General features: G+C 26.5%; 21 protein-coding genes and 1 pseudogene. 9 read left to right on the top strand and 13 right to left on the bottom strand.

Features of this window, described 5'->3' with window-relative positions; all coding sequences use genetic code 11:
- Positions 1-66: 66 nt before the first annotated feature.
- Entirely contained in the window at positions 67-696 is a 630-nt protein-coding gene (locus tag ARA19_RS07140) for a rhodanese-like domain-containing protein (RefSeq protein ID WP_055070281.1), read from the bottom strand.
- A 404-nt stretch (positions 697-1,100) separates the two neighbouring features.
- Here ARA19_RS07140 and ARA19_RS07135 point away from each other — a divergent pair, with 404 nt between their 5' ends.
- The 5 genes from ARA19_RS07135 (at position 1,101) to ARA19_RS07115 (ending at position 6,169) form a co-directional block, all read left to right on the top strand.
- Positions 1,101-2,063 (top strand): DMT family transporter, encoded by a 963-nt coding sequence (locus tag ARA19_RS07135; protein WP_055070280.1) that lies wholly within the window; start codon positions 1,101-1,103, stop codon positions 2,061-2,063.
- Between the two features lie 691 nt (positions 2,064-2,754).
- Positions 2,755-3,741 carry a cobalt transporter CbiM gene (cbiM, locus tag ARA19_RS07130; protein WP_055070279.1) on the top strand — a complete coding sequence of 329 codons (987 nt, stop codon included), beginning with the start codon at positions 2,755-2,757 and terminating at the stop codon, positions 3,739-3,741.
- Positions 3,742-3,751: 10 nt separating this feature from the next.
- On the top strand, positions 3,752-4,552 hold the full coding sequence (locus ARA19_RS07125; RefSeq protein ID WP_055070278.1) for an energy-coupling factor transporter transmembrane component T family protein: 801 nt from the start codon (positions 3,752-3,754) through the stop codon (positions 4,550-4,552).
- A gap of 18 nt (positions 4,553-4,570) precedes the next feature.
- Positions 4,571-5,299: an energy-coupling factor ABC transporter ATP-binding protein gene (locus ARA19_RS07120; protein WP_055070277.1), complete on the top strand. Its 729-nt coding sequence runs from the start codon at positions 4,571-4,573 to the stop codon at positions 5,297-5,299.
- A gap of 477 nt (positions 5,300-5,776) precedes the next feature.
- Positions 5,777-6,169: a hypothetical protein gene (locus tag ARA19_RS07115; RefSeq protein ID WP_055070276.1), complete on the top strand. Its 393-nt coding sequence runs from the start codon at positions 5,777-5,779 to the stop codon at positions 6,167-6,169.
- Between the two features lie 93 nt (positions 6,170-6,262).
- On the opposite strand, the gene ARA19_RS07110 is transcribed toward ARA19_RS07115, so the two are convergent.
- From ARA19_RS07110 to ARA19_RS07100, 3 genes are all read right to left on the bottom strand, one after another.
- Positions 6,263-8,218, bottom strand: coding sequence for a sensor histidine kinase (locus ARA19_RS07110; protein WP_055070275.1), 1,956 nt, complete (start codon positions 8,216-8,218; stop codon positions 6,263-6,265).
- Between the two features lie 219 nt (positions 8,219-8,437).
- Positions 8,438-9,862, bottom strand: a complete 1,425-nt coding sequence (locus ARA19_RS07105) for a 6-phospho-beta-glucosidase (protein WP_055070274.1) — start codon at positions 9,860-9,862, stop codon at positions 8,438-8,440.
- A 167-nt stretch (positions 9,863-10,029) separates the two neighbouring features.
- Positions 10,030-10,848 (bottom strand): MurR/RpiR family transcriptional regulator, encoded by an 819-nt coding sequence (locus tag ARA19_RS07100; protein ID WP_055070273.1) that lies wholly within the window; start codon positions 10,846-10,848, stop codon positions 10,030-10,032.
- A 391-nt stretch (positions 10,849-11,239) separates the two neighbouring features.
- On the opposite strand from ARA19_RS07100, the gene ARA19_RS07095 reads away from it, so the two are divergent.
- Positions 11,240-11,857, top strand: a complete 618-nt coding sequence (locus ARA19_RS07095) for a nucleoside/nucleotide kinase family protein (protein WP_055070272.1) — start codon at positions 11,240-11,242, stop codon at positions 11,855-11,857.
- A 99-nt stretch (positions 11,858-11,956) separates the two neighbouring features.
- Here ARA19_RS07095 and ARA19_RS07090 read toward each other — a convergent pair whose 3' ends face one another.
- The 7 genes from ARA19_RS07090 to ARA19_RS07060 form a co-directional block, all read right to left on the bottom strand.
- The gene (locus tag ARA19_RS07090) at positions 11,957-12,238 is read right to left on the bottom strand and encodes a hypothetical protein (RefSeq protein ID WP_055070271.1); all 282 of its coding nucleotides are present in this window, start codon (positions 12,236-12,238) and stop codon (positions 11,957-11,959) included.
- Positions 12,239-12,581: 343 nt separating this feature from the next.
- The gene (locus ARA19_RS07085) at positions 12,582-14,084 is read right to left on the bottom strand and encodes a carboxypeptidase M32 (RefSeq protein WP_055070270.1); all 1,503 of its coding nucleotides are present in this window, start codon (positions 14,082-14,084) and stop codon (positions 12,582-12,584) included.
- Between the two features lie 131 nt (positions 14,085-14,215).
- Positions 14,216-14,749 carry a hypothetical protein gene (locus ARA19_RS07080; RefSeq protein ID WP_055070269.1) on the bottom strand — a complete coding sequence of 178 codons (534 nt, stop codon included), beginning with the start codon at positions 14,747-14,749 and terminating at the stop codon, positions 14,216-14,218.
- Between the two features lie 197 nt (positions 14,750-14,946).
- Positions 14,947-16,953 (bottom strand): ferrous iron transport protein B, encoded by a 2,007-nt coding sequence (gene feoB / locus ARA19_RS07075; RefSeq protein ID WP_055070268.1) that lies wholly within the window; start codon positions 16,951-16,953, stop codon positions 14,947-14,949.
- Between the two features lie 102 nt (positions 16,954-17,055).
- On the bottom strand, positions 17,056-17,283 hold the full coding sequence (locus ARA19_RS07070; RefSeq protein WP_055070267.1) for a FeoA family protein: 228 nt from the start codon (positions 17,281-17,283) through the stop codon (positions 17,056-17,058).
- A 161-nt stretch (positions 17,284-17,444) separates the two neighbouring features.
- Positions 17,445-17,666 carry a FeoA family protein gene (locus tag ARA19_RS07065; RefSeq protein WP_055070266.1) on the bottom strand — a complete coding sequence of 74 codons (222 nt, stop codon included), beginning with the start codon at positions 17,664-17,666 and terminating at the stop codon, positions 17,445-17,447.
- Positions 17,667-17,669: 3 nt separating this feature from the next.
- Positions 17,670-17,939, bottom strand: coding sequence for a hypothetical protein (locus ARA19_RS07060; RefSeq protein WP_055070265.1), 270 nt, complete (start codon positions 17,937-17,939; stop codon positions 17,670-17,672).
- 436 nt (positions 17,940-18,375) lie between these two features.
- Between ARA19_RS07060 and ARA19_RS07055 the strand changes: the two genes are divergently transcribed.
- Together ARA19_RS07055 and ARA19_RS07050 are read left to right on the top strand one after the other, a co-directional pair.
- Positions 18,376-19,992: a transglutaminase domain-containing protein gene (locus ARA19_RS07055; protein ID WP_055070264.1), complete on the top strand. Its 1,617-nt coding sequence runs from the start codon at positions 18,376-18,378 to the stop codon at positions 19,990-19,992.
- 120 nt (positions 19,993-20,112) lie between these two features.
- Positions 20,113-21,328 (top strand): annotated as a pseudogene (locus ARA19_RS07050) (IS256 family transposase).
- 353 nt (positions 21,329-21,681) lie between these two features.
- On the opposite strand, the gene ARA19_RS07045 reads toward ARA19_RS07050, so the two are convergent.
- Both ARA19_RS07045 and ARA19_RS07040 read right to left on the bottom strand, forming a co-directional pair.
- Positions 21,682-22,509 (bottom strand): protein-ADP-ribose hydrolase, encoded by an 828-nt coding sequence (locus tag ARA19_RS07045; protein WP_055070263.1) that lies wholly within the window; start codon positions 22,507-22,509, stop codon positions 21,682-21,684.
- A 58-nt stretch (positions 22,510-22,567) separates the two neighbouring features.
- Complete coding sequence (locus ARA19_RS07040) at positions 22,568-23,449, bottom strand: SIR2 family NAD-dependent protein deacylase (RefSeq protein WP_055070262.1); 882 nt, start codon at positions 23,447-23,449, stop codon at positions 22,568-22,570.
- Between the two features lie 219 nt (positions 23,450-23,668).
- Here ARA19_RS07040 and ARA19_RS07035 point away from each other — a divergent pair, with 219 nt between their 5' ends.
- Positions 23,669-24,193 carry an FmdE family protein gene (locus ARA19_RS07035; protein WP_055070261.1) on the top strand — a complete coding sequence of 175 codons (525 nt, stop codon included), beginning with the start codon at positions 23,669-23,671 and terminating at the stop codon, positions 24,191-24,193.
- Positions 24,194-24,198: the final 5 nt, after the last annotated feature.

The following is a 24,198-nucleotide window of genomic DNA, read 5'->3' as shown; positions in this document are numbered from 1 at the left end:
GTCTTGGAGTTTAGTACTCCTTGACTTTTTTCTATTGAAGCTATATTTTAAAAAAATCAGGTTGTGTTACAGTTGTGTTATTTTTTTTATTTTTAAAGCTATTAGTTTCCTAAAAACGGCTATATTACTACCTTTAATGCGAATTATATTTTTATAACCACAGTCTGTCCAACTTGGAGGTGGTTCAAGTTCATCAGTATTAATATAAATACTATTTTTAATATGACCTTTAGAAGAAGTTTTTTCTTCATCTCCAAATCCAACATGAAAAACTTTAAAATTATTATTTAAAGTAAACTGAGGTGGAACAAGAATTTTATAATTCTTGTAATAACATAAAGAATTTATGTGATAATGCTTCAAATTTCTCATATCTAAAGTATATAGATTTTCATAATTATTAATCTTAAGATAATTACTAATGCTTAAAAGCTCAGTTAAATTTGAATGACAAATTACTATAGGATTTATCTTGGAAAATAAATCTTCTTTTGATTTCTTTTTCATATCTTCAAAATCATTTTTAAAATTAATAAATGGGATGTTTATAGACCTTTTTATATGACCAGAATATTTTTCACCATTTAATTTCCAACCATTAAAGCTATCTCTTGTTCTTATATCTATAAAAATCCACTCTTTATTTTTTATTGCTTCATTAAAAAGTTTCTTCTTAAGTTTTAAAAAGTCCTTCATGTCATAACATCCTTTATATTTTTATACATTTTTAATCTAGCATAGATAATAACATCAATTTATAATAAATCAATTTTGATAATTAATTAATAAACTAAAAATATGAAGTAAATATTAATTTAAAAACAACAAAAAAATTAACACTTTAATATAAATAAAATTTTAATTGTTTATAATTATCAATTTATTAAATTACTAAGAACTTAATTTTTTTATTAATGGACATGAATAAAATTAATTATTAAAATATTACTAGAATAAACTGAGGCTTAATTTCAACTAAAATTTTGATTTTAGTTGAATTTTAATTATCAGGTAACTTGATCTATGGAGGTGATTAAAATATGGAGAGACATTTTGCTTTAAAAAATCGGACAACTTAATCATACATTGGAGGAAATAAAATGAACATAAGAAAAAGTAATATATTTATAGGAAATGCTGCGGGAATATTTTCTGGAATTACTTGGGCCATGAATACGGTCTTAATAGGAATTGCACTAACTTTAAATCCATTAGGAGATCCGTATTTAGCATTTTTCGCGCCATTTTTAAGTAACTTCTTAAATGACTTTTTTGTATTTATATGGACAACAGGATCTTTAATCCTTAGAGGAAGAGCAAAAGAAATAATTCCTAGTTTTTGTAGTAAAAACGGTGTAATATTAATTGTAGCAGGAATCCTTGGAGGTCCTTTAGGAATGCTATTTTATATACTAGGGGTTAAATACTCTGGTGCAGCATATGCTTCTATTATCTCATCAACTTATCCTGTTTTAGGAGCAATAATTGCGAGAATTTTCCTTAAAGAAAAATTGCCTATGAAAACATACTTAGGACTAATTTTAATAATAATAGCAATTATATTCATAGGTTATAAACCAGGAAGTCTTGCAGTAAATAAAAGTCATTTATTATTAGGACTAATATTCTCATTCTTATCAGCATTAGGCTGGGGAATCCAAGGTGTATTCCTATCTTGGGGAATGAAAAAAGAAACTATATCTCAACATATGGCACTTGTTATAACAGTATTTTCATCTCTTGTTATAGATGTTGCTATAATACTACCACTAATTGGTGGTTTAAAATATGTGGGTATAACAGTATTCTCACACTCAGGTTTAATAGCATTTATAGCAGCTGCTATAGGGGCATTTTCTACTTTCCTTTATTATGTTTCAGTTCATAAGATTGGACCATCAAGAGCAATGGGACTTAATATAACTTACGGTCTTTGGGCAGTAGTTTTACAAGTACTATTTATGCATAGTAAAATGGACTATAAATTATTACTAGCAGCAATTTTAATAATTGTAGGTGTACTTTTAGGTGTTGCTAGAAAAAAAGAAATGGTAGAAAGTTAATATGATATCTGCTTTATATAAATATATACTTGAATTATTCTGTTACTTTACAAGTATATTTATAATTCCAAAACAATACTTTAATAGTATAAAATTAGATATATGACAATATAAATTTATAAGTATCATTACAAACTTATTTTAATATAGATTATCAAATAATTAATTTTTATAATTATAAAAATATCCTTGAATTTATAATTTTCAAGGATATTTTTTTATTTTTATATTATTTTTTCTCTTATCCTTATTCGAATTATTAAAATTACCTTTTAAGATTTTATTCATTGGAAAATTTATTTAAATATAAAATCATATATTTTCTCAAGAAAATATTAACTAACTTTATCAATATTTATATTTTGTTAAAAAACATCTCAATATTAATAATAAAATCACTGTTTTTTATTCATATTTTAATAGAAACTTAATTAATAAATTAATATTTCTTTAACAACTTTTAAGGAAATTACTTCCTTGATAAATGCATATCATTCGCATTATTACTAACTTATGATTACTTACCAAACTAAATAATAGAAAAAGTTTCTTATGTTTTTCCTTGTAATTAACAAAAAGTTAACTTGATTATTAACAAATTTGGTACTAATATTTTAGTTGAAAAAAATCTATTAATTGATAACACTATTTCAATTAGTATTTTTATAACAAATGAAAGAAGGTTTTCAGAATGCACATTCCAGATAACTATCTAAGCCCATCAACATGTGCTGTCATGGGACTTACTATGCTACCAGTATGGAAGCACTCAATAACAAAAGTTAAAAATGAAATTAGTAAAAAGAAAATGCCTCTTTTAGGTATTTGTGCTGCCTTTTCATTCTTAATTATGATGTTTAATGTTCCTACTCCTGGTGGAACAACAGCCCATGCAGTAGGAGCAGTTTTAATTGCACTAATACTCGGTCCATCGGCAGCTACTATAGCTGTAACAATAGCACTCTTAATTCAATGTCTTTTCTTTGGTGACGGAGGCGTTCTAGCTTTTGGTGCTAATACTTTTAATATGGCATTTGTTATGCCTTTTGTAGGATATTATTTATTTTCTTTCTTAAGAAAAATTTTTAAAAGCGAAAAAGGTGAACTAGTAGCTGCTTTTATAGGAGCTTATGTAGGTCTTAACGCCGCTGCTTTTTGTGCTGCTGTAGAACTTGGAATTCAACCACTATTATTTAAAGATCCAACAGGACATCCTTTATACTGTCCTTATCCTTTAAGTGTTTCTATTCCTGCTATGGCCTCTGCTCACGCTATAATAGGTCTTATAGAAGGTGCTGTAACAGTAGGTGTTTATGCCTATATAAAAAAAGTTTCTCCTGCTACAATTCAAACAAAACATTTTACTGGAGAAGCAAAAGAAAATAATAACTTCTTATTCAAATCACTTCTTGCTTTAATAGGTGCTATGGTTATATTAACTCCTATTGGATTAATAGCATCTGGTTCGGCTTGGGGAGAATGGAGTTCTGATGAATTACAAACAATGGTTGGTTATATCCCTAAAGGAATGGCTCACGGTTCAATTTACCACGCCTTTGGAGATGGATATGGCTTTAGTGGAATGGGAGATATTTCAGGATACTTATTATCCGCTGTCCTTGGTGCTGTTGTTTTAATAATTATTTTCAAAGTGCTTGGCTCTTTAAAGAAAGATTGAGGAATTAACGATGACTGATAAAGATTGGTTATTAAAAAAAGATAATTATGTTCCAAAAAATGATAAAGATAAATTTATAAATAAAACTATAATGTCATTAATTGGAGTATTATCTAAAATTAAAAAGAATAGCTTAGTTAAAGATAATATAGTTTATAAAGTAAATCCCTTAGCTAAGATTTTAGGTTCTTTATTAATTATAATTATGTTATCTTTATCTAAAAATACGAATTATACCTTTATAATAGGTGCATTTATAATAGGAATCTTAAGTATTCTAGATGGTGATGATATTTTAAGAATTTTAACTGTTAGTATTATAATTCCTATATTCACTCTTATAATGCTAATACCGTCTATGTTATTTATGAATAATCTTTATAGTAGTCTTATATTAGTTCTTAAAATATTTTTAACTGTTATTTTAATGAATATTCTATCTAGTACAAGTAATTGGCACAGTGTGACGAAATCTTTAAAATCACTTTTTGTACCTGACATATTTATACTTGTTTTTGATATAACATTAAGATATATATTTTTACTTGGAGAATTCTCCTTAGACATGCTTTATTCCTTAAAGCTAAAATCTGTAGGTTTAAATAAAGATAAACGTAATTCTCTATTAAGTGTAATAGGAAATTTGTTTTTAAAATCTAAAAACATGGGAGAAGATGTTTACTCTGCTATGGAATGTAGAGGATTTACTGGTGAATATAAAAGTATAACAAAATTTAACTTCACTTATATAGATTATATATATTGTCTTTTATGCTTTGGAGTATTTTTATTATACTTTATATACCACTAAAATACTTAGGAGGAAGAAATGATTGAACTAAAAAATGTATCCTTTTATTATAATGAAAAAAATAAGGCTTTAAATAATATAAACCTTAATATAAAAGAAGGAGAATCTGTGGCTCTAATAGGACCTAATGGTAGTGGAAAATCAACTCTATTAAAATTATTAAATGGTATTGTTTTTCCTAAAGAAGGTACTTACTTATTCGATAAAGATGAAATAACTGAAAAAAAATTAGATAAAGGAACTTTTGCTAAATTATTTCATAAAAGAATAGGCTTTGTTTTTCAAAACTCTGATGCACAGTTATTTTCATCTAATGTTTATGATGAAATTGCCTTTGGTCCAAGACAAATGGGACTTGCTGAAGATGAGGTTGAAATGAGAGTAAATGATTGCCTAGAATTATTGGATATTGAACATTTAAAAGACAGGGAACCATATAACCTAAGTGGTGGAGAAAAGAAAAGAGTTGCTATAGCTAGTGTACTTTCTATGAATCCAGAGGTAATAGTACTTGATGAACCAATGAATGAAATTGACCCTAAGGGAAAACGCTTCTTAAACGAATTTTTTGTAAAATTAAATCAAAGCGGTAAAACAATCATTTGTTCAACTCATGAGTTCCATTATGTTCAAGGTCTTTTTCAAAGAGCTATTGTATTCTCTGAAAATCATGAAATAATACGAGATGATAATTTTGATACTATCATTAATGATACAGAATTTTTAATAGAACATAATATTATATAATAAAAGGAATAGAGGATGTATCTATAGGATATATCCTCTATTTCTTTTCCTATTAATTTTAAAATGCTTTTTCCACTTCTTATCTTTTATTTTTTCTTTTTAAATAAAATCTCTTATATGTTAAATAAAAAATTATTATTAAATTATCAATACTACAAGTAAAATAGTAATCATTTATAACTACTCCTTATTTTAAATTCAATTATTAGACATAAAAAAAGAAAAAAGTTTACTTTAAAATTTAATTTTTATTTCTTTTTTAATTAAAATATATAAAAATATTTATTAAATAATTTGAAACTTAAATTATTAATGAAATTTTTAATAAATATATTTAGTTATTTTTAAAAAATTCAACAAAATTGCAGTTTTTTTTAATATGCTATATACTATTTATGAAATATTTTCTAGTTATACATTTATAAAATTATTATTTTAAATTAAACAAATGAAAATTATTAAACAAAGGAGAAAGAAATGAGAATTTCAAAAATAACATATGTAATAATTATCTGTCTATTTGTAGGTGCTTTTGGTTCTTATTTATTTAGACACTATATTACTAAGAATCCAAAAGAAAGTCCTAAAATTCAAGTACAAAGTGCTGCTACAGAAAATCCATCAAAAACTCATTATGCCAACAACCCCGTGAATTCATCTACAGGACTTCCTGAGAAAGCTGAAGTTTTAAGCACTTTATCTAGTGGTGCAATAGTCTATGATTCTCCTACTAGCACTAAACCCTATGGTGTTTTAAATAGCAAAACCATAGTTAATATAAAAGGGAAAACTGGAGATTTATACGAAATAAATTTTGACAATCATAACCTTTATATAAGTAATAAAGATATAACTTTTAATATAGGTTAGACTTAATTTAAATAGAGATAAACAAAGGATTAGTGAGAAATAGTCTAAATGACATTTCACACTAATCCTTTACCATGTATTCTAAATATTTATTTAAAAATATATGTCTGAAAATTCTACTTTTGTTTGTACTATAACAGAATCCTCTTCACAATCCCTATCATGATTTTCTACTACTTTATCATCTAATATTTTTATTGGAAGTTCTATTATAAATTCACTTCCTTTTCCTAATTCTGATTTTACATAAATATCACCTTCATGCAATTCTACAAAAGACTTAACTATTGAAAGCCCTATTCCACTGCCTTCATTTCGCCTCATAAAACTTTCATCCACTTGTACAAATTTCTCAAATATTTTATCTAATTTATCTTCCTCTATTCCTATTCCAGAATCTTTAACTGATATTCTAATCTTCTCATCAATATTTTCAACATTAACTTCAATTATTCCACCTTTCTTGGAGAACTTTATTGCATTAGAAAGTAAATTCAAAATTATTCTATCAATCTTATTTGGATCTAATGCAGTATAAATTTCCTCATCACTGGTATCAAAGACTATATTAAGGTCTCTTGTTTCTGCATAAGGTATTGCTGATTGAACTATACTCTCAACTAGCTCTACAGTATTTATATTTGTAAGCTTAAAATCCATGAACCCTCCTTCTATTTTTGCTGTATCAATTATATTGTTTATTAACCTAAGAAGTCTATAACAATTTTGATTTATTATTGATAAGTTATTATTAATGCCCATGTCTTCACAGTACCCTTCTTTATTGTCAAGTTTTAATTTTATTAACTGCATTGCAGACATTATTACACTAACAGGAGTTCTAAGTTCATGACTTATATTAGAAATAAAATGACCTTTTGACTGACTTATTTCCTCTGCTAATTGCTTAGCCTTTAAAAGCTCTTTAGTGTATTTTATACGATTTATTATAAAAATTATAAGTGCTATTATTATGCTAAACAAACCAAGTAATAATATAGATATTGGTATTATTATTGTTTTGTATTGTTCCCAAAAACTAAGAGGTTTATTTAATATAATAGACTCTAAGGGCAAGTCTTTTTCTTTTATATTAAAATCCTTAAGCCTATTATAGTCAAAAATATATTGATTTACTGCCTCTCCCTCAATATACCTTTTTTCAATCTTTTCTCCTAATAAAATATTCTTAGCCATTCTTCCTGCTTCTTTTCCTTGATTAAAATGACTTATTGTCTTTCCTCCAATACTGCCAGCCCCTATTCCATAACTTATTATATTGTAAATAGGTACCTTAGTAGTATCATAAATTAATCTGCTCACTTCATCATAAGTACTTACTTTTTCTCCTTTAAAATTTACAGGATAAAACATTAAAACTGCATCTTCTTTAGTGATATCTTTTGTTATCTCATTAATATCTTCTAAATCAAACTCTCTCGTATTTATTGACTTAAAATTATATTCTGTGTACCTTTTTTTACATTCATCTAAAAACTTTCTTGTTCTCCATTTTTCATCATATCTATCTAAAAATATTATATTCTTTACATCCTTATGAAATTTTTTAATTAAAGCTATATTTTCATGTACTGATTCTATTTCATTTACACCAAAAACATTATCCATTTCTAAAGCTTCTTCTATTAATTCACTGTTGCTTACCCCAAAAAATACCATTGGAATATTCTTGAAAAGCTCATTTCTATATTTAACTGCAAAGGCTAAAGCTTCATCATCCCCTAAAATTACAGAACTAAAATCACGATAATTACTAAGTTTATACTTTAATAAATTATAAAAATTCCACTCATTTTCTTTAGTTGAAAACGCCCTTAAATCCATATATTCTATTTGTAATTGAACATCTTCTCCAAGACTTTCTTTTAAACCATTAACCTGATCATTAAAAGTAACAAAACCTGGATTATTTGAACTTATAAACAAAACTTCCTTATCATCAAGTGCATATACATCCTTTTTACTAATAAATCCTATTACAATAAAAAATAAAATTCCTATCTTTGCTATCTTTTTACTTAACTTCATTTTCACCTCTTCAATACTAAATTTTATTAATCATTAAACATTATAACATGCTATTACATTTTCCTACATAAATAGCATAAATTATTAATAAATTGTATTATAAATACAAATTTAATTTACTTTTTTATTTCTTTTTGTCTTTTACCCTTTCAATAATTGCTTATAAAAAAAAAACTATCCCAAAGCTTGATTTCATCAAGCTTTGAAATAGTTCTATAATTAAATCTCTTCACCATTGGAACCTATTACTTTTTTATACCAATAAAAACTTTTCTTTTTCTTTCTTTCTAAAGTTCCATTGCCTTTATCATCTTTATCTACATAAATAAAGCCATATCTTTTTTTCATTTCTCCAGTAGATGCTGATACTAAATCAATACATCCCCAAGGTGTATATCCAATTAAATCTACTCCATCTAATATAGCTTCTTTCATTTCCTTAATATGCTCTCTTAAATACTCTATTCTGTAATCATCAATTATTTGACCATCTTCCTCAACTTTATCTACTGCACCTAAGCCATTTTCTACTATAAATAAAGGTTTTTCATATCTATCATAAAGCTGATTACAAGTTATTCTTAATCCCATTGGGTCTATTTGCCATCCCCATTCAGAAGCTTTTAAATAAGGATTTTTAACTGTTGCAAATACATTACCATCTGTTAATAAAGCTGGATCAACACTTGCACATCTACTTGAATAATAACTAAATCCAATATAATCTACTGTATTATTTTTAAGTATTTCTAAATCTCCATCCTCCATTTTTATATTTATATTATTTTCTCTAAAAAATCTCTTTCCGTAGCCAGGATACTTTCCTTTAGCTTGTACATCTATAAATAAATAATTTTCTCTTTCTATTTCCATAGCTCTTTGGACGTCTTCAGGATTACAACTATAAGGATAAACTGCTCCTGCAGCTAGCATACATCCCATCATAGCATTAGGGATTATTTCCTTTAAAGCTTTAGTAGCTAAAGCACTAGCCATTAACTCATGATGTGCTGCTTGATATTTAACTTCTGTTGGATTTTCTCCCTCTTTAAATCTAATTCCAGCTCCCATAAATGGTAAGTGTAATAACATATTAATCTCATTAAAGCTCATCCAGTATTTAACTTTATCCTTATATCTCTTAAATAATGTTGTTGCATAATTTTCATAAAACCCAACTAATTTTCTATTAGTCCAACCACCATAATTTTCTATTAAAGCAACAGGTAAATCAAAATGACATATAGTAACTACAGGCTCAATATTATGCTTTATCATTTCATCAAAAACTTCATCATAGAATTTTAACCCTTCTTCATTTGGATCTTTATCATCTCCATTAGGGAATATTCTTGACCAAGCTATAGAAATTCTTAAACATTTAAATCCCATTTCTGCAAATAAAGCTATATCCTCCTTAAATTTATGATAAAAATCAATTGCTTCATGTGATGGATAACTTTCATTTACTAATGGCTTTAACTCTTTTATATTTCCTAACATAACATTAAATCTATTTTCACCAGCTGGACAAAGGTCAACATTACTAAGACCTTTTCCTCCTTCTAAATATGCACCTTCACATTGATTAGCAGCTAAAGCTCCTCCCCATAAAAATTCCTTTGGAAATCCTAAATTATTCATATAATAATCCACCCTTCTAGTAATTCATATCATTTTATTACTTGTAATTCTTTCTTTAATATAATCCTAACATAAAAAAAATGTAGAATCGCCTTCTATCTCTGAAAGGATTTTCTACATTTGAATTAAAAATCAAAAAATGAAAATTAATCTATTTTAAAATATTCCTAAGTTAAACTTTTTATTTCTTCCTTATATTTTAGAAAATATCTATTAGCTAATATATCTAAAAATAATTGTAATTTATATCTTCCATTTTTCGCATTGTTATAATCTCCAAGGTAAATAACCTTATCACATTTATTAGATAACTTTAGGGCTGGGTTTTGAGTAATTAAAACTACATTTCCTTTATTATCTTTTATATCATAAAACATTGAACCTTTAGTATGAAGATAATTGCCATCCACAGAAAAAATAATGGACAAGGTATTTTCATCTGTCATTTTTGCTAGTTCCTCTTGTTCTTTTTCCTGTGCTTTAAAATTTATAAATTTCCCCATATTTAAGAATAGAAATTGAAGATGTTCAACTAAAGCCCCTGTTATTTGTATTCCAAAGAAATTGACTTTTTCATAATTATGTATAAGCTCTATTAAATCGTCAATTTCATCTAAATCAATGTTTTCTATAAAGTTTTTTAAATCTAAGGTCATAGAGTTTACAAAACTATCTAAAATTTCTCTATCATTATGATTGTCAAATTTCATATTCTCTAAACTATCTTCTATTATTTCTTTTCCTAACTTCTTTCTTTGTAATAACTTTTTCTTTAGTTCATTAAAACTATCACAATCTAAAGTCTTCGTAAATCTACTTATGGTAGACACAGAGGTATGAGCCTTTTCTGCTAATTCTCCAATTGTCAAAGTTTCTATATCATTATATACACTCTCCAATAGTGCCTTTGCTATATTAACTGAAATATCTTCTTCACTTGTTGTATTTATAATTATCTGTAAGTGATTTATCATATCATATGCCATTTTTTATCTCCTCTGTTTTGTACTCTATTATTATCCATATGAAAATTATACCATTATTTTATCTCTCTATTAAGTCTCTTTACATTCTATTTATAGGTCTTATAAGTAAAGAATATATAAACTATCTCTGTATTTAATAATACTATTAAAAAATTTAATCCGCCTCTAATTTCTATAATAAAAAAATTAATATCCATTAAGTATGTAATAAATATTTGGAAATAACCTTATATTATCATATAATTATAAACGCAGACTTACATCTGAACGCTTAGTGATCCTTACCTAGAAGAGTAAGGCTGTTATTTCCTACTTATATAAGATAGGAGTATTACATCAGATAAAATACTAAGTAATAAATATATAAGAATCTAGAAAGGAGAAATATTAAATGAATTGTTTATTAAATAAATTAAAAACTGAAGACCTTTCTAAAAAAATTTATATTGTTGGAATTGATGGTTTAGGGGGAGCTGGTAAAAGCACTATAGTCAACTCATTAAAATTACAATTAGAAAAGGAAAATTATCCTACTTATATTTTACATATTGATGATTTTATACACCCTAAGCATATTAGATATGATAGTACAAAGGAAGAGTGGTACTGTTATTACAATATACAATGGAGATATGACTATTTAGTAGAAGAAATTTTATCTCCTATAAAAAAAGGAAATGAAATAAATAAAGTAATAGAATTATATGATAAAGAAAATGATAAGTATATTCTTCAATCTCTTTATATCCCACATGGTTCTATTTTAATACTAGAAGGAGTATTTTTACAAAGGAAAGAACTAAGAAATTATTTAGACTTCGTAATTTATCTCGATGTGCCACAAGAAGTTCGACTAAATAGAGTTTTAGTAAGAGATAGCTATATAGGTTCCTTAGAAGATATAAAAAATAAATACCAAAGACGTTACTTTCCAGCTGAAAATAAATATTTATTAGAATATTGCCCTATTGAAAATGCTGATTTTGTCTTAAAATATAAATTAAAATAATCCTCAACTAAAATAGACTCCCTTCATAGTAGCAATTTTTATTATTTCAACTGTATACTATAAAGGGAGCATATCATAATCTATTAAATGCTTTAAATTTTACAAAATAAAAACATAATATATACACTGTACATATATCACTATTTGTATTGCTATTATTACTTTTAAAATTGAAATTACATACTTTTTACCTTTAAACAAAAGAAAAATTACCCCTATCATATAAGGTATTAATCCTGCTATAAAATATCCAATTATCGGTAATATTATACGTATATCTGTTATATTGAATAAAAATGCAAATGGTGCTAAAAAAATTATATTTAGAAGTGCTGCAATTATGATAAACATGTAACCAACTAATAACTTAATAAATGCCATAAAACTATCCACCTCTTCCCCCTTTAATACTACTTTCAAATTAGCAATACATTGTTTTCCAATAGTGTAGCATATCTAAATTAACTTATCTAGTATCTATATTTTTATTGAATAATCCTATAATAGACTTTCTTTTTTTAGTAAAATACAGTAATGTAATATCACTTTTTATTTTTTCTATTATTGTTACATTAGTATATTTAATTAACAATAACTCCAACTAAAATGAACTATTTCATAATTCTAAAATAAGAGCTATGAAATAGTTCAAGATTATAAAATACTTTGTTGAATTTAATCTCCTATAATTATGCCATTATCAATATTTTAATTGTTTCATAATCTATTGTAAGTATATCTTTTTATATTTTTCATTTATATAATCTAAAAAGTACTTAGGATTTAATTCTTCTCCTGTTATTTTCTTTATAAGTTCACTTGGTGAATACACTGCTCCATATTTATGAACATTCCCATTTAACCAATTATGAACCTTTGAAAACTCACCGTTTTTTATATCTAAATACATATCCTTATAGTCTTTTTTCATCTTGTTAAGCATTTGTGCTCCATAAAGATTTCCTAATGAATAACTTGGGAAATATCCAAAGGAACCATCTGACCAATGTATATCCTGTAATATTCCTTCACTATCATTACTTGGACATATACCTAAATATTCTTTATATTTATTATTCCACGCATCTCTCACATCATCAATATCTAAAACGCCATTTATTAGATCCTTTTCTATTTCATATCTTATTATTATATGAAGATTATAAGTTAATTCATCTGCCTCTGTTCTTATTAATGTTGGTTCTACCACATTAATTGCCTCATAAAACTCTTCTAATGATACATCCTTAAGCTCTTTAAACTCATACTTAGCATAATCTAAGAAATACTCCCAAAATTCTTTACTTCTACCTATTAAATTCTCATAAAATCTTGACTGTGATTCATGTATGCTCATTGCTAAAGATGAATCTAAGCCTGTCCACACAAACTCATCAGGAATATCTTGTTCGTATATCCCATGTCCTCCTTCATGTATAGCACTAAACAATGCATAAGTTAATTCTGGATTATTATAATTTGTAGTTACTCTAACATCTTTATTACCGAAACTAGTGGTAAATGGATGTTCACTTTCATCAATTCTTCCTGCCTCAAAATCATAACCTAACTTTTTTAAAACAAAATTTGAAAATCTTTCTTGAGGCTCTTTATCAAAATACCCTAATAGGAAATCTTTGTCTACTTTTTTATTGCCTTTTTTTATTTTTTCTAAAAGCTCTAATATTCCTATTTTCATTTCTTCAAATATTTTATCAAGCTTTTCAACAGTTAATCCCTCTTCAAATTGATTCAATAAAGTATCATATTTATTGTTATCATAACCTAAATATTCAACGAACTCCCTTTTAAAATCAATCATTTTCTTTAAATGAGGTTTAAATATTTCAAAGTCTTTATTCACTTTTGCTTCATGCCATGCGTTTCCTGATATAGCTGCTGCCATAATAAATTCTCTATATCTTTGTTCTGGTATTTTTTTAGTTTCATCATATTCTTTTCTAGCAAGCTTTACCATAGCTCTTTGAACATCATCCATAGAATCCTTATTATTTAAAAGTTCTTCTGTAATTGCTCCCATTTTATCTGAAGTTTTTAATAAAAACATCTCTCCTGCTAAATACTCTATAATAGCCGAACGTTGCTCTATAGCTTTTTTAGGCATTTTAGTTTGCATATCCCAACTAATAAGAGCTAAAGAACTATTTAATTTCCCTATTTTCTCTAATTCCTCTTTTAAAAGCTTTAATTTTTCTTCCACACTCATCAAACTCCTTTTTTCTAATTATTTAATTATACTAACTTTTAACCATTTATAAAACATATACATCTTCTAAAATATAGAATTAATTTAATTAAATATAATATAAAATAAGATAATACTATTAAATCAACTGTTTAAAAGTTGAATTTTGATAAATATTTTAAAACTAAGTCCTCCATATAACCAATATCATATATATACTCTAAGAACCCATCTTCATTAATTTCAGCAAAATTTATAAAAAGCTTATTCCCCTTTTTATTTATAGCTAATCCAATAGAACTTTCTACATTAAAGTTTATATTACCTATGTTTATTAAATCTTCTCTTGTTTCAAAATCATGAAATCTCTCTGCAGAGGCTTCATAAACTTCTCCAAGGCTTATTCTGTATTGTATTCCATCTATAAATCTATAATATCTTACTTCTTCATCAGCTACTGCACCTAATAATAAAAATATCCCTTGATTTTCTGTTTCTAAAATCTCCATGGCTTTTCTCTCTAAGTTATTTGCTTGTACTGATAAATCCTCTAGGTTAAATATGTCTATTAACCCTTCAATATTTTCATTTTCCAAGGAATAATATATGTACTTAAAATCCTTTTCATACTGCTTAAAAAAATAATCTATATTAAAATTTTCTAATTCATAAGTTAATTCTTTCATATTCATACCTCATATATTTTAAATTTTATATTCTTCATTAAATTATACTTCAAAATAGATATTATATTAAATAACTATCTCTTTCCTAATTATTTTATATCATAGCTAGAGGTTGTAAGACTCTTATCTTCTATAAGTAAAAGTATAAAAAAGTAGTTAACTCACATTTCTGCAATTTAACTACTTTACTATCATTATTACATTATTATTTTCCCTAGTTGATATATTAATGTTGAAAGCCCTAGTGCTACTAAGAATGTATATCCAGCTGAGAATAAAGTCCATTTTATAGAATTTGTTTCTCTTTTTATAGCTCCTAAAGCTACTAAACAAGGAGTATATAATAAAGACATCACCATAAAGCTAATTGCACTTAATGGAGTAAATACACCTTGAATTGCTCCTATTAAATCTCCTGATACCGCTGATGTAGAATATACTAATCCCATAGTGGCAATTACTGTTTCCTTTGCTAATACTCCTGTCAATAAAGAAACTGAAGCTTGCCATGTTCCAAATCCAGCTCCACTAAATATTGGAGCTATAAAACTACCTATTCTTCCTAAATAAGAAAATTCACTATAAGGTTCTACCCCCATAGGGAAAGTTCCTAAAAACCATAACACTATCATTGCTGGTAATATTAAAACCCCTGCCTTTTTTAAAAATGAACCTGCCTTATCCCACATTAATAATAATATATTTCTAATTGATGGAACTTTATAAGTAGGTAATTCCATTACAAAATATGAACTTTCTCCTTTAAATAAAGTATTGCTAAATATTTTTCCACATATTAAAGCAACTATAATTCCTAGAACATAAAGAGAAAATAATATTACTGCCTCATATTTATGAAAAAATGCACTTATAAATAACGCATAAATAGGTAACCTTGCTCCACAAGATATAAATGGATTTATAAGAATAGCTATCATTCTATCCTTCTTATTATCCAATGTTCTTGTTGACATTATTCCAGGAACATTACATCCTATGCTAACTATCATTGAAACAAAGGTTTTTCCATGTAGACCAAGTTTTCTCATAAGTCTATCCATAACATAAGCAGCTCTAGCCATATACCCACTATCTTCAAGAATTCCTATTAATAAATACATAACCATAATTAATGGTAAGAAAGAAACTATTGCTCCTATCCCTCCAAAAACTCCTTCTTCCATAAAGCTTATGAGCAAAGGTGGTGCACCAATACTTTCAATGATCCCTACTACTTTTTCACCTAGAAAAGTTATAGCAGTTTCTGCATATTCTTGTAATGTAGCTCCTACAGTAAAAGTTATTTCATAAAGTAAAAACATTATAATAGCAAATATGGGTATACCTAAATACTTATTAGTTACAATTCTGTCAATTTTATCACCTAAAGTAAGCTCTTCATTATCTTTTCTAACTACTGCCTTTGCCTTTTGCACTATTTCAGCTATAATTTCATATCTTTTATCAACTATAGCTATTTCTCCATCAAAACCTAACTCATCTTCCATTTCTTTAGAACAACTGACCAAGGTTTCTTCAATATGACTTGTACTTTCATTTCTAATCATGCTTTTAATATATTCATCATTTTCTAATAACTTTATAGCAAACCATCTAGATGAATATTTTAAAAATATATTGCTTGCTCTTAAACTATCGTCAATGATAGAAATATACTTTTCTAACTCTTCTCCATAAGTTATAGGTTTCTTTTTAATAGTATTTTCTTTTGTTATAACCTCTATTAACTCCTTAATTCCTTGATCTTTAATGGCTGATGTAGGAATTATTTTAACTCCTAATTCCTTGCTTAACAAATCTATATTAATGTCTATGCCTCTTTCTTTTGACTCATCCATCATATTTAATGCTATTACTACATCAATATCCATTTCTAATAGTTGCATTGTTAAATATAAGTTTCTTTCTAAGTTGCTGCTATCAACTACGTTAAGAACTAAATCTGGTCTATCATTAATTATAAAATTTCTTGCAACTATTTCATCTTCTGAATATGCTCCTAGACTATAAGTTCCAGGTAAATCAACTATATTAAATTCCTCTCCCTTAAAGGATAAAATCCCTTCTTTTTTTTCTACTGTTACACCAGGCCAATTTCCTACATGCTGTCTAGTTTTAGTTAATAAATTAAATATACTTGTCTTCCCACAATTAGGATTCCCAGCTAAGGCTATTGTTTTCATAAAATCCCCCTAAATATTGATTATCATTATCAATTGAATAATATAAATTCCCAATTAAAATAACTTATCTTATTCCCTAATTTCCATCACATACTTTTTACTTTAACTAACCTCTTCTATAAATATCTTTCTTGCTAAATTCATATCTATTCCAAATCTACTGTCATTTATAGCTATAATCAATGACTTCCCATCATTTTTAATTATTTTTATAGAATTACCTGCCATTAATCCAAGCTCTCTCATTCTTTTACTCATTTCATCTTTTAAAGCTATTTTTTTAACCTTAACATCATTGCCTTCCATAGCTAAACTCATTGGTATAAACATATCCACCTCTCCTTTCAATGATCTAATATAAACTGAGACTTTGTTTAAATAGAGTTTTGACTCTTTCTAAAATTTAATAGAAGTTACCTAAGTGTCTGTATCTATTTATCTTAGGCTTATAGAAAATTAAAATATTACAGACACTAGTAAAGAGATAAATATTACTCCACTATAATTGCCTTTGCTTCACTTTTTCTTAAAATTAATTTATATCCTCTAATTTGAACCTCTATTGGATCACCCATTGGTGCTTTACCTGTTATTTGAAGCTCTACTTTAGGTGTTATTCCCATATCTAAAAGTCTCTTTCTTAAAGAACTTTCTTTAGTAAGATTTTTTACTTTTACTTTATCCCCCACAAATTTCATATCTAAAGTTTCCATAAATCATGCCTCCTTTTTAATTTTTAAAAGTTTTAATCCCTTTTCTGTTATTATCCAATTTACTGTATTGTTCAAAGATTTACTTGAACATCCACAAGTACACTTATTGCAGCTATCCTTCACACAAGAATCTTCTTTTTTAATTAGTTCCAATTCTTCAAGCTTTTTTTTAAGAGATTCTACCATTTCACTACTAATTCCTAATTCTTTTCCTATAATATTAGATGAAAAAGTCTTATTACTATAAATGAAATTTAATACTTTTAATAACATACATCCCCCTACTTATTAATATTTACTATATTACTAATATATTCTAATTGATAATATTTGTCAATTAAAACTTCTTTTCATTTATATTTATTTTTCCCTATATTTCTTAGCTAATTTTATTCTTTTTTCTCTATTTAAGTATTAATTTATTGTAAGTATTTTCTAAAAATAAAAGTATTATTTTTATTGTAAAATTTAATTATATGTTTATTAATCATGTATATATAAATTTTTTAAAAATATTAAATTTATATAAATTTTTTGAAAACATTATGAATCATCAATCAAAATTAGAATTATTTCTTAACAATTCAATCAAATCTCTAAATTCCACTAATATGTTAATTATAGTCATTTGAATAAATTTAAAGTTAATAATATATTAATATAAGTTGATAAAATATTAACAAAAGATAAAAGAATAGGAGAAATTTAGATGATTACACTAAACAATATTAATCCAACTCAAAAAGTAGAACAAGTAAGATCTATAACTAAAAATGATAAAGTTGAAAGAAGTAATTTTGCTACGACACAATATAACTATCAGGGAATAGTTAATTGTGTTAGAAATTCAAACAATACCATCACCATAACGTATAATGATCAAAATCAAGTTGATACAAATGTAAAATTAGCAACTAATCAAAATTGGCATGGCCAAGAGATGACTAATGATGGTAATGGCTTATGGAGTATTACTATAAACGCACCAGCTCCAGGTCAATCTATACAATATAAATTTATAGTAAATGGACAGTGGACAAATGGTAATTATGAAGCTAATAATATTCCAACTATAACGCAAGAAGGAGCTACAAATGAAATTTATACTTCTCCAGAAGCTAATTACCAAGGAATAGTAAATTGTGTTAGAAATTCTAATAATACCATAACCATAACATATAATGATCAAGATCAAGTTGATACAAATGTAAAATTAACAACTAACTTAAATTGGCATGGTCAAGAAATGACATATAAAGGCAATGGTCTATGGAGTATTACTATAAATGCACCAGCTCCAGGACAATCTATACAATATAAATTTATAGTAAATGGACAGTGGACAAATGGTAATTATGAAGCTAATAATATTCCAACTATAACACAAGAAGGAGCTACAAATGAAATTTATACTTCTCCAAATACAGCTGGAACATTATTTACAGCTCAAGTCGTAAACTGTAGCGATGTATTTTTAAACCAACAACCAGGAGATAATACAGGCGCATTAGCAACATTATCACAAGGAACAATAGTTGATGTAATAGGTATGAGTGGCCACTGGTATAAAGTATCATATAATGGACAAATAGGATATATATATTCACAATATCTTTCTGAAACAACAGGAAATAATTTCAAGGGAAAAGTAACTTATAATGATAATAAAATGACAATTAATGGTCAAACAACAGCTCAAAATAATCAAACATCTCAAGCAATAATTGATAAAGCTAATGAAATATGTGCAAATGCTACTACAAATGTAGAAAAAGCAAAAGCTATATATGTATGGATTGCAGAAAACATAACTTATGATAATGCAGTCGATAATGCACTAGAAGCAGGTGAAAATGTATCAGAGCAATCAACTGCTACGTATACTTTTAATAATAGAACTGGAATATGTCTAGGATTTGCTGAACTTTATGCAGATATGTGTAGAGCAGAAGGAATACAAGTTAGAGTTATAAATGGATGGGCTGGCAATCCAGGTCCGAATGATGGGCATGCATGGAATGAAGTATATCTACCATCTCTAGGAACTTCAACAGGATGGGTTAGTGTAGATACAACATTTGCATCAGGTGCTTATGAACATGGATATTCTACAAGTAATTCTAACGTTATATTAGATCCTAATAGCTCATGGGATTACTTTAATGATCCAGCTAATTTAGATACAGGATCTCAACATCATGTAGTACAAAATATCCAAACTCAAGGTTATGGTGCAATTTCAAGTTCACAAAATACACAAACAAATAAAAATTCAATTATAAATAAATTAAAAAATCATATAAAAAAAGTAGTAAATCAAAAATAATTAATAATAAAAGCTAAGACTCTATATAGATTTGTGTAAAAATAATTCTATATGGAGTTTTTTTATATAATTTATTTGTATTTTTAGAATAACATAACTAATTGATTTGAAGGTGGTTATATGAAAAATAGCAATTTTGATTACAATGAAGAAATAAAAAAATGTAAACTATTGATGATGTTATGGACAAGAATGGTTTAATCCAAAAACTTGTTAAAAATGTATTAGAAAATATCCTTAAAGGTGAAATAGAAGAACATCTCGGAAGGAGTAAATATCAACGTTTAAACGATGAAGATTTTGAAAGAGTCAATTATAAAAATGGTCATAGTAAAAAAATTTAAGAAGTTCATTTGGAGATGTTGATCTCAATATACCTAGAGATAGAAATGGTGAATTCGAACCTAAGATAGTTAAAAAAAATGAAACAGTATGTAATGAATTAGATAAAAAAATAATATCTTTATTGAGTACTAGTGACATTCAAGTTGAAATAGAAGATTTATATAGTATTACAATCTCACCGTCTATAGTGTCTAAAATTACAGATAAAGTATTAAGTAGTGCTGTTGAATAGCAAAATAAACTGTTAGACCGTATATATCCTATAGTATATTTAGATACAATGTATTTTAAAGTTAGAAGTAATGAGAAAATAATTAATAAAGCTGTTTACATATGCTTAGGTTATGATATGGATGGCTACAAAGATATATTAGGAATTTGGGTTGACGAAGCAGAAGGAGCTAAATTCTGGCTTGGAATATGTAATAACCTAAAAAATAGAGGTGTAAAAGAAATACTTATTGCATACATGGATGTCTTAAAAGGACTTCCACAAGCAATAAAAACCGTTTTCCCGTCAGTTAATATTCAAACTTGTATAATTCATCAAATAAGAAATTCAATAAAATATGTGGCATCTAAAGATAAAAAGGAATTTATGAAAGATCTAAAGGAAGTCTATAAGGCTTCAATAGAGGAACTTTCGTTAGCATAATTAGATATGTTAAAAGAGAAATGGCACTCTAAATATGCTATAGTAATTGATTTTTGGTATAATAATTGGTCGAATCTATCAACATTTTTTGAATTTTCACCGCAAATAAGAAAAATGATTTATACTACAAATATTTTAGAAGGATTTAATCATCAAATCTGTAAGTTTACTAAGGTTAGAGTTATTTTTCCTACTGATAAATCATTAAATAAGTGTGTTTATTTAGCTACAATAGAAATCATGGAAAAGTAGACTCAACCTCCGCCTAATTGGGATGCTATGCTAACCGAATTAATGTTGAGGTTTGAAAATCAAATAAATGATGAATTAGCTTAAAAGCTTGTACATTTAAAATAATAATATATAATAAATAATTTTTTAATACATGCTAAAAAAGAAAAAAACTCTTAGTTTTAGTATTCCAATAAGTAAAAAAATAATACTGGGATATTAAAATTTCCAGTATTATTTCAATAAGAAAATATTATTTACACAAAAATATCTAGTCTCTCCAAAAGCTAGTAAGAGTACAAACTACTAGCTTTTATTATTACAGTGCAATATTAAATTTTTCTAATCATTTTAAATTTTTTAGGTAGATTAATACATAATAAGTATATTTCACATCCCTGTGCATACCAATTAAAGAATACATCTTTTATTGATACATTCTCTCTTTAGACATTAAATTACTTTTTAATTAAATCTTTAATTAAATCACTATATATTTCTTTATCAATATCCTTAAATACATTAAAGATAATTCTATCTACTTTTTCTCCATTTTCCTCTAAAAATTCTAGAACAGTTTTTAATGCAATTTTAGCTGCTTCCCCATTTGGAAAATGAAATTCCCCCGTAGATATACAGCAAAAAGCTATAGTTCTAAGATTATTTTCTATCATTAATTCCAAACATGACTTATAAGATGATTTTAAATCATTTCTTAGACTTTCTGTTAGTCCATTATATACTATAGGTCCTACTGTATGAATTACATGTTTTGCAGGTAAATTATATCCCTTTGTTATTTTTGCCTTTCCTGTTTCTTCTAAGTGACCTTGTTCCTTCATTAGTTCAAAACATTCTTCTCTTAACTCTATCCCTGCTTGACTGTGAATAGCATTATCTATACATCTATGACATGGAACAAAACACCCAAGTAATTCGCTATTGGCTGCATTAACAATAGCATCAACTGCTAATGTAGTTATATCGCCTTGCCAAATAGAAATTTTCCCAAGTTTTTTATTAAGATTATTATCTTTTGACCTTCCTAATTCATTATCTACAGTTTCTATTTTATCTAGGGTAATTACTCCTTTTTCTTTAACCTCTTTTGTCAAAAACTTATTTTGCACCTCTAAAAACTCTTTATCTATATTTCCTGCCATTCTAACATTCATAAGTGCCCTTAATAAATTTTTTTTATCACTATATTCTCTTGGAATCTTTATATCTTTATATTTCTCATCCTCTTCTATTAATTTATTTATTAAAAAATCAAGTTCTTTCATACTCTTCACCTCTATTTACATTATATACGTTCTGCAACTTAATATATTTCTATTTTAACTACTTCATAATATCCTTTATAACTTCACTTATATCAAAGTCTAAAGCAATTGATTTATCTGCTATTTCCCTAGGTACCTCTGCCATTCCTTTATTTACTCTTATTAATTTAGCCTTTCTAGCATTATAAGTAATTCTCTCAAAAGGATATCTTATTATAACAGGTGTATTAAATCCAACACCTAACTCTATAAATAATATATTCTTATCTATATTATCATTTATAAAATCTTCATATGCTTTAATAGTCCTCATGTGTGGTTTTTCAACAAATTTATCATCACATCTTAAATTTGGTATTAAATACTCTCCACAATTAGGACATCTTGGTATAGTATCACTCTCTATCTCATATTTATCGTTTATACTCTTAACCATATTCTCTATCATTGTCTTGTTATAAAATATTTCTTCATGATTACAAGGAATTATACATTGAAATGAATCATAATTTCCTTGTGGTGCAAAAATTTTATCTTTACTAAATCCTGCTTTTTGCACTTGTCCATCAGCATTAGTAGTACAAATAAAATAATTTTTATCTTCTAAAACTTTATAAAGATTTTTATAAGGTTCTAAGAGTTCTGACTTATAACGAATATAATCTATATGCCTTGCCCAATACCCCCAATATCCTAAAACATTCTTATCTGACAAATTCCAAAATACTGATTGAATTTCCATAAGTCCTCTAAATCCTTTAGCATAATATTCAGGAAACCACCTCTTTACAAGTTCAGAATCTCCATAATTTATTCCACCAGAAGCAGACATACCAGCACCTATCCCTACAACTATTGCGTCAGCTTCCTTTATAAGTTTTTTAACTTCATTTATTTTTTCTATATAAAATTTATCTCTTTCATTATTATTAAATGACATATATACTCTCCTCTAATCCTTTGTTTAAACTCTAAATCATATTTTCAATAACAATTTAAAGTCCACTTTTTTATAAATTCTATACATATATAATATTTTCGTAAAGTATGCACTTTATAGTGCTATAGTTTCTACAAGATACTATTAATTGTGATACAAAAATATTTCATTATGTCATATAATTAAAATAAGATACTTATTATTTAGGAGGTTATTTGTATGATTAATGACTTATGGGAAAAAGCTAGTAAATTTCATGGACACAAATGTCCAGGTCTAGCTATAGGTGTTAGAGTATGCGAAGCTGCAATGGATAAGCTAAATATTTCAACTTCTAAAGATGAAGAATTAGTATGCATAGCCGAGAATGATTCTTGTTCTGTAGATGCAATTCAAGTGCTTCTTAGCTGTTCCATAGGAAAAGGCAATCTAATATATCGAAATACAGGAAAACAAGTTTATTCCATCTTTAATAGAGCAACTAATGAAAGTATTAGAATTTATTTTCATGGACACTCTAATGGAATGGATAGAGAAAGCTTCCAAAATTATATTCTAAATGGACCTATTGATGAATTATTATCCTTCTCAAAAGTTAAGGTTTCTTTACCAGAAAAGGCTAGACATTTTAAAAATGAAGTTTGCTCTAAGTGTGGTGAAGAAATGGCTGAATGTAAAGCACATATAGAAAATGGAGAAATAGTTTGTATTGATTGTTTTGAATCTTATAGTAGAGGTTGGTAAAATCT

The organism is Clostridium massiliamazoniense, assembly GCF_001403635.1.
In the GTDB taxonomy this organism is placed as follows: Bacteria; Bacillota; Clostridia; order Clostridiales; family Clostridiaceae; genus Sarcina; species Sarcina massiliamazoniense.
The sequence above is the reverse complement of the archived record's forward strand: the minus strand, read 5'-3'. Positions and strand labels throughout refer to the sequence as shown.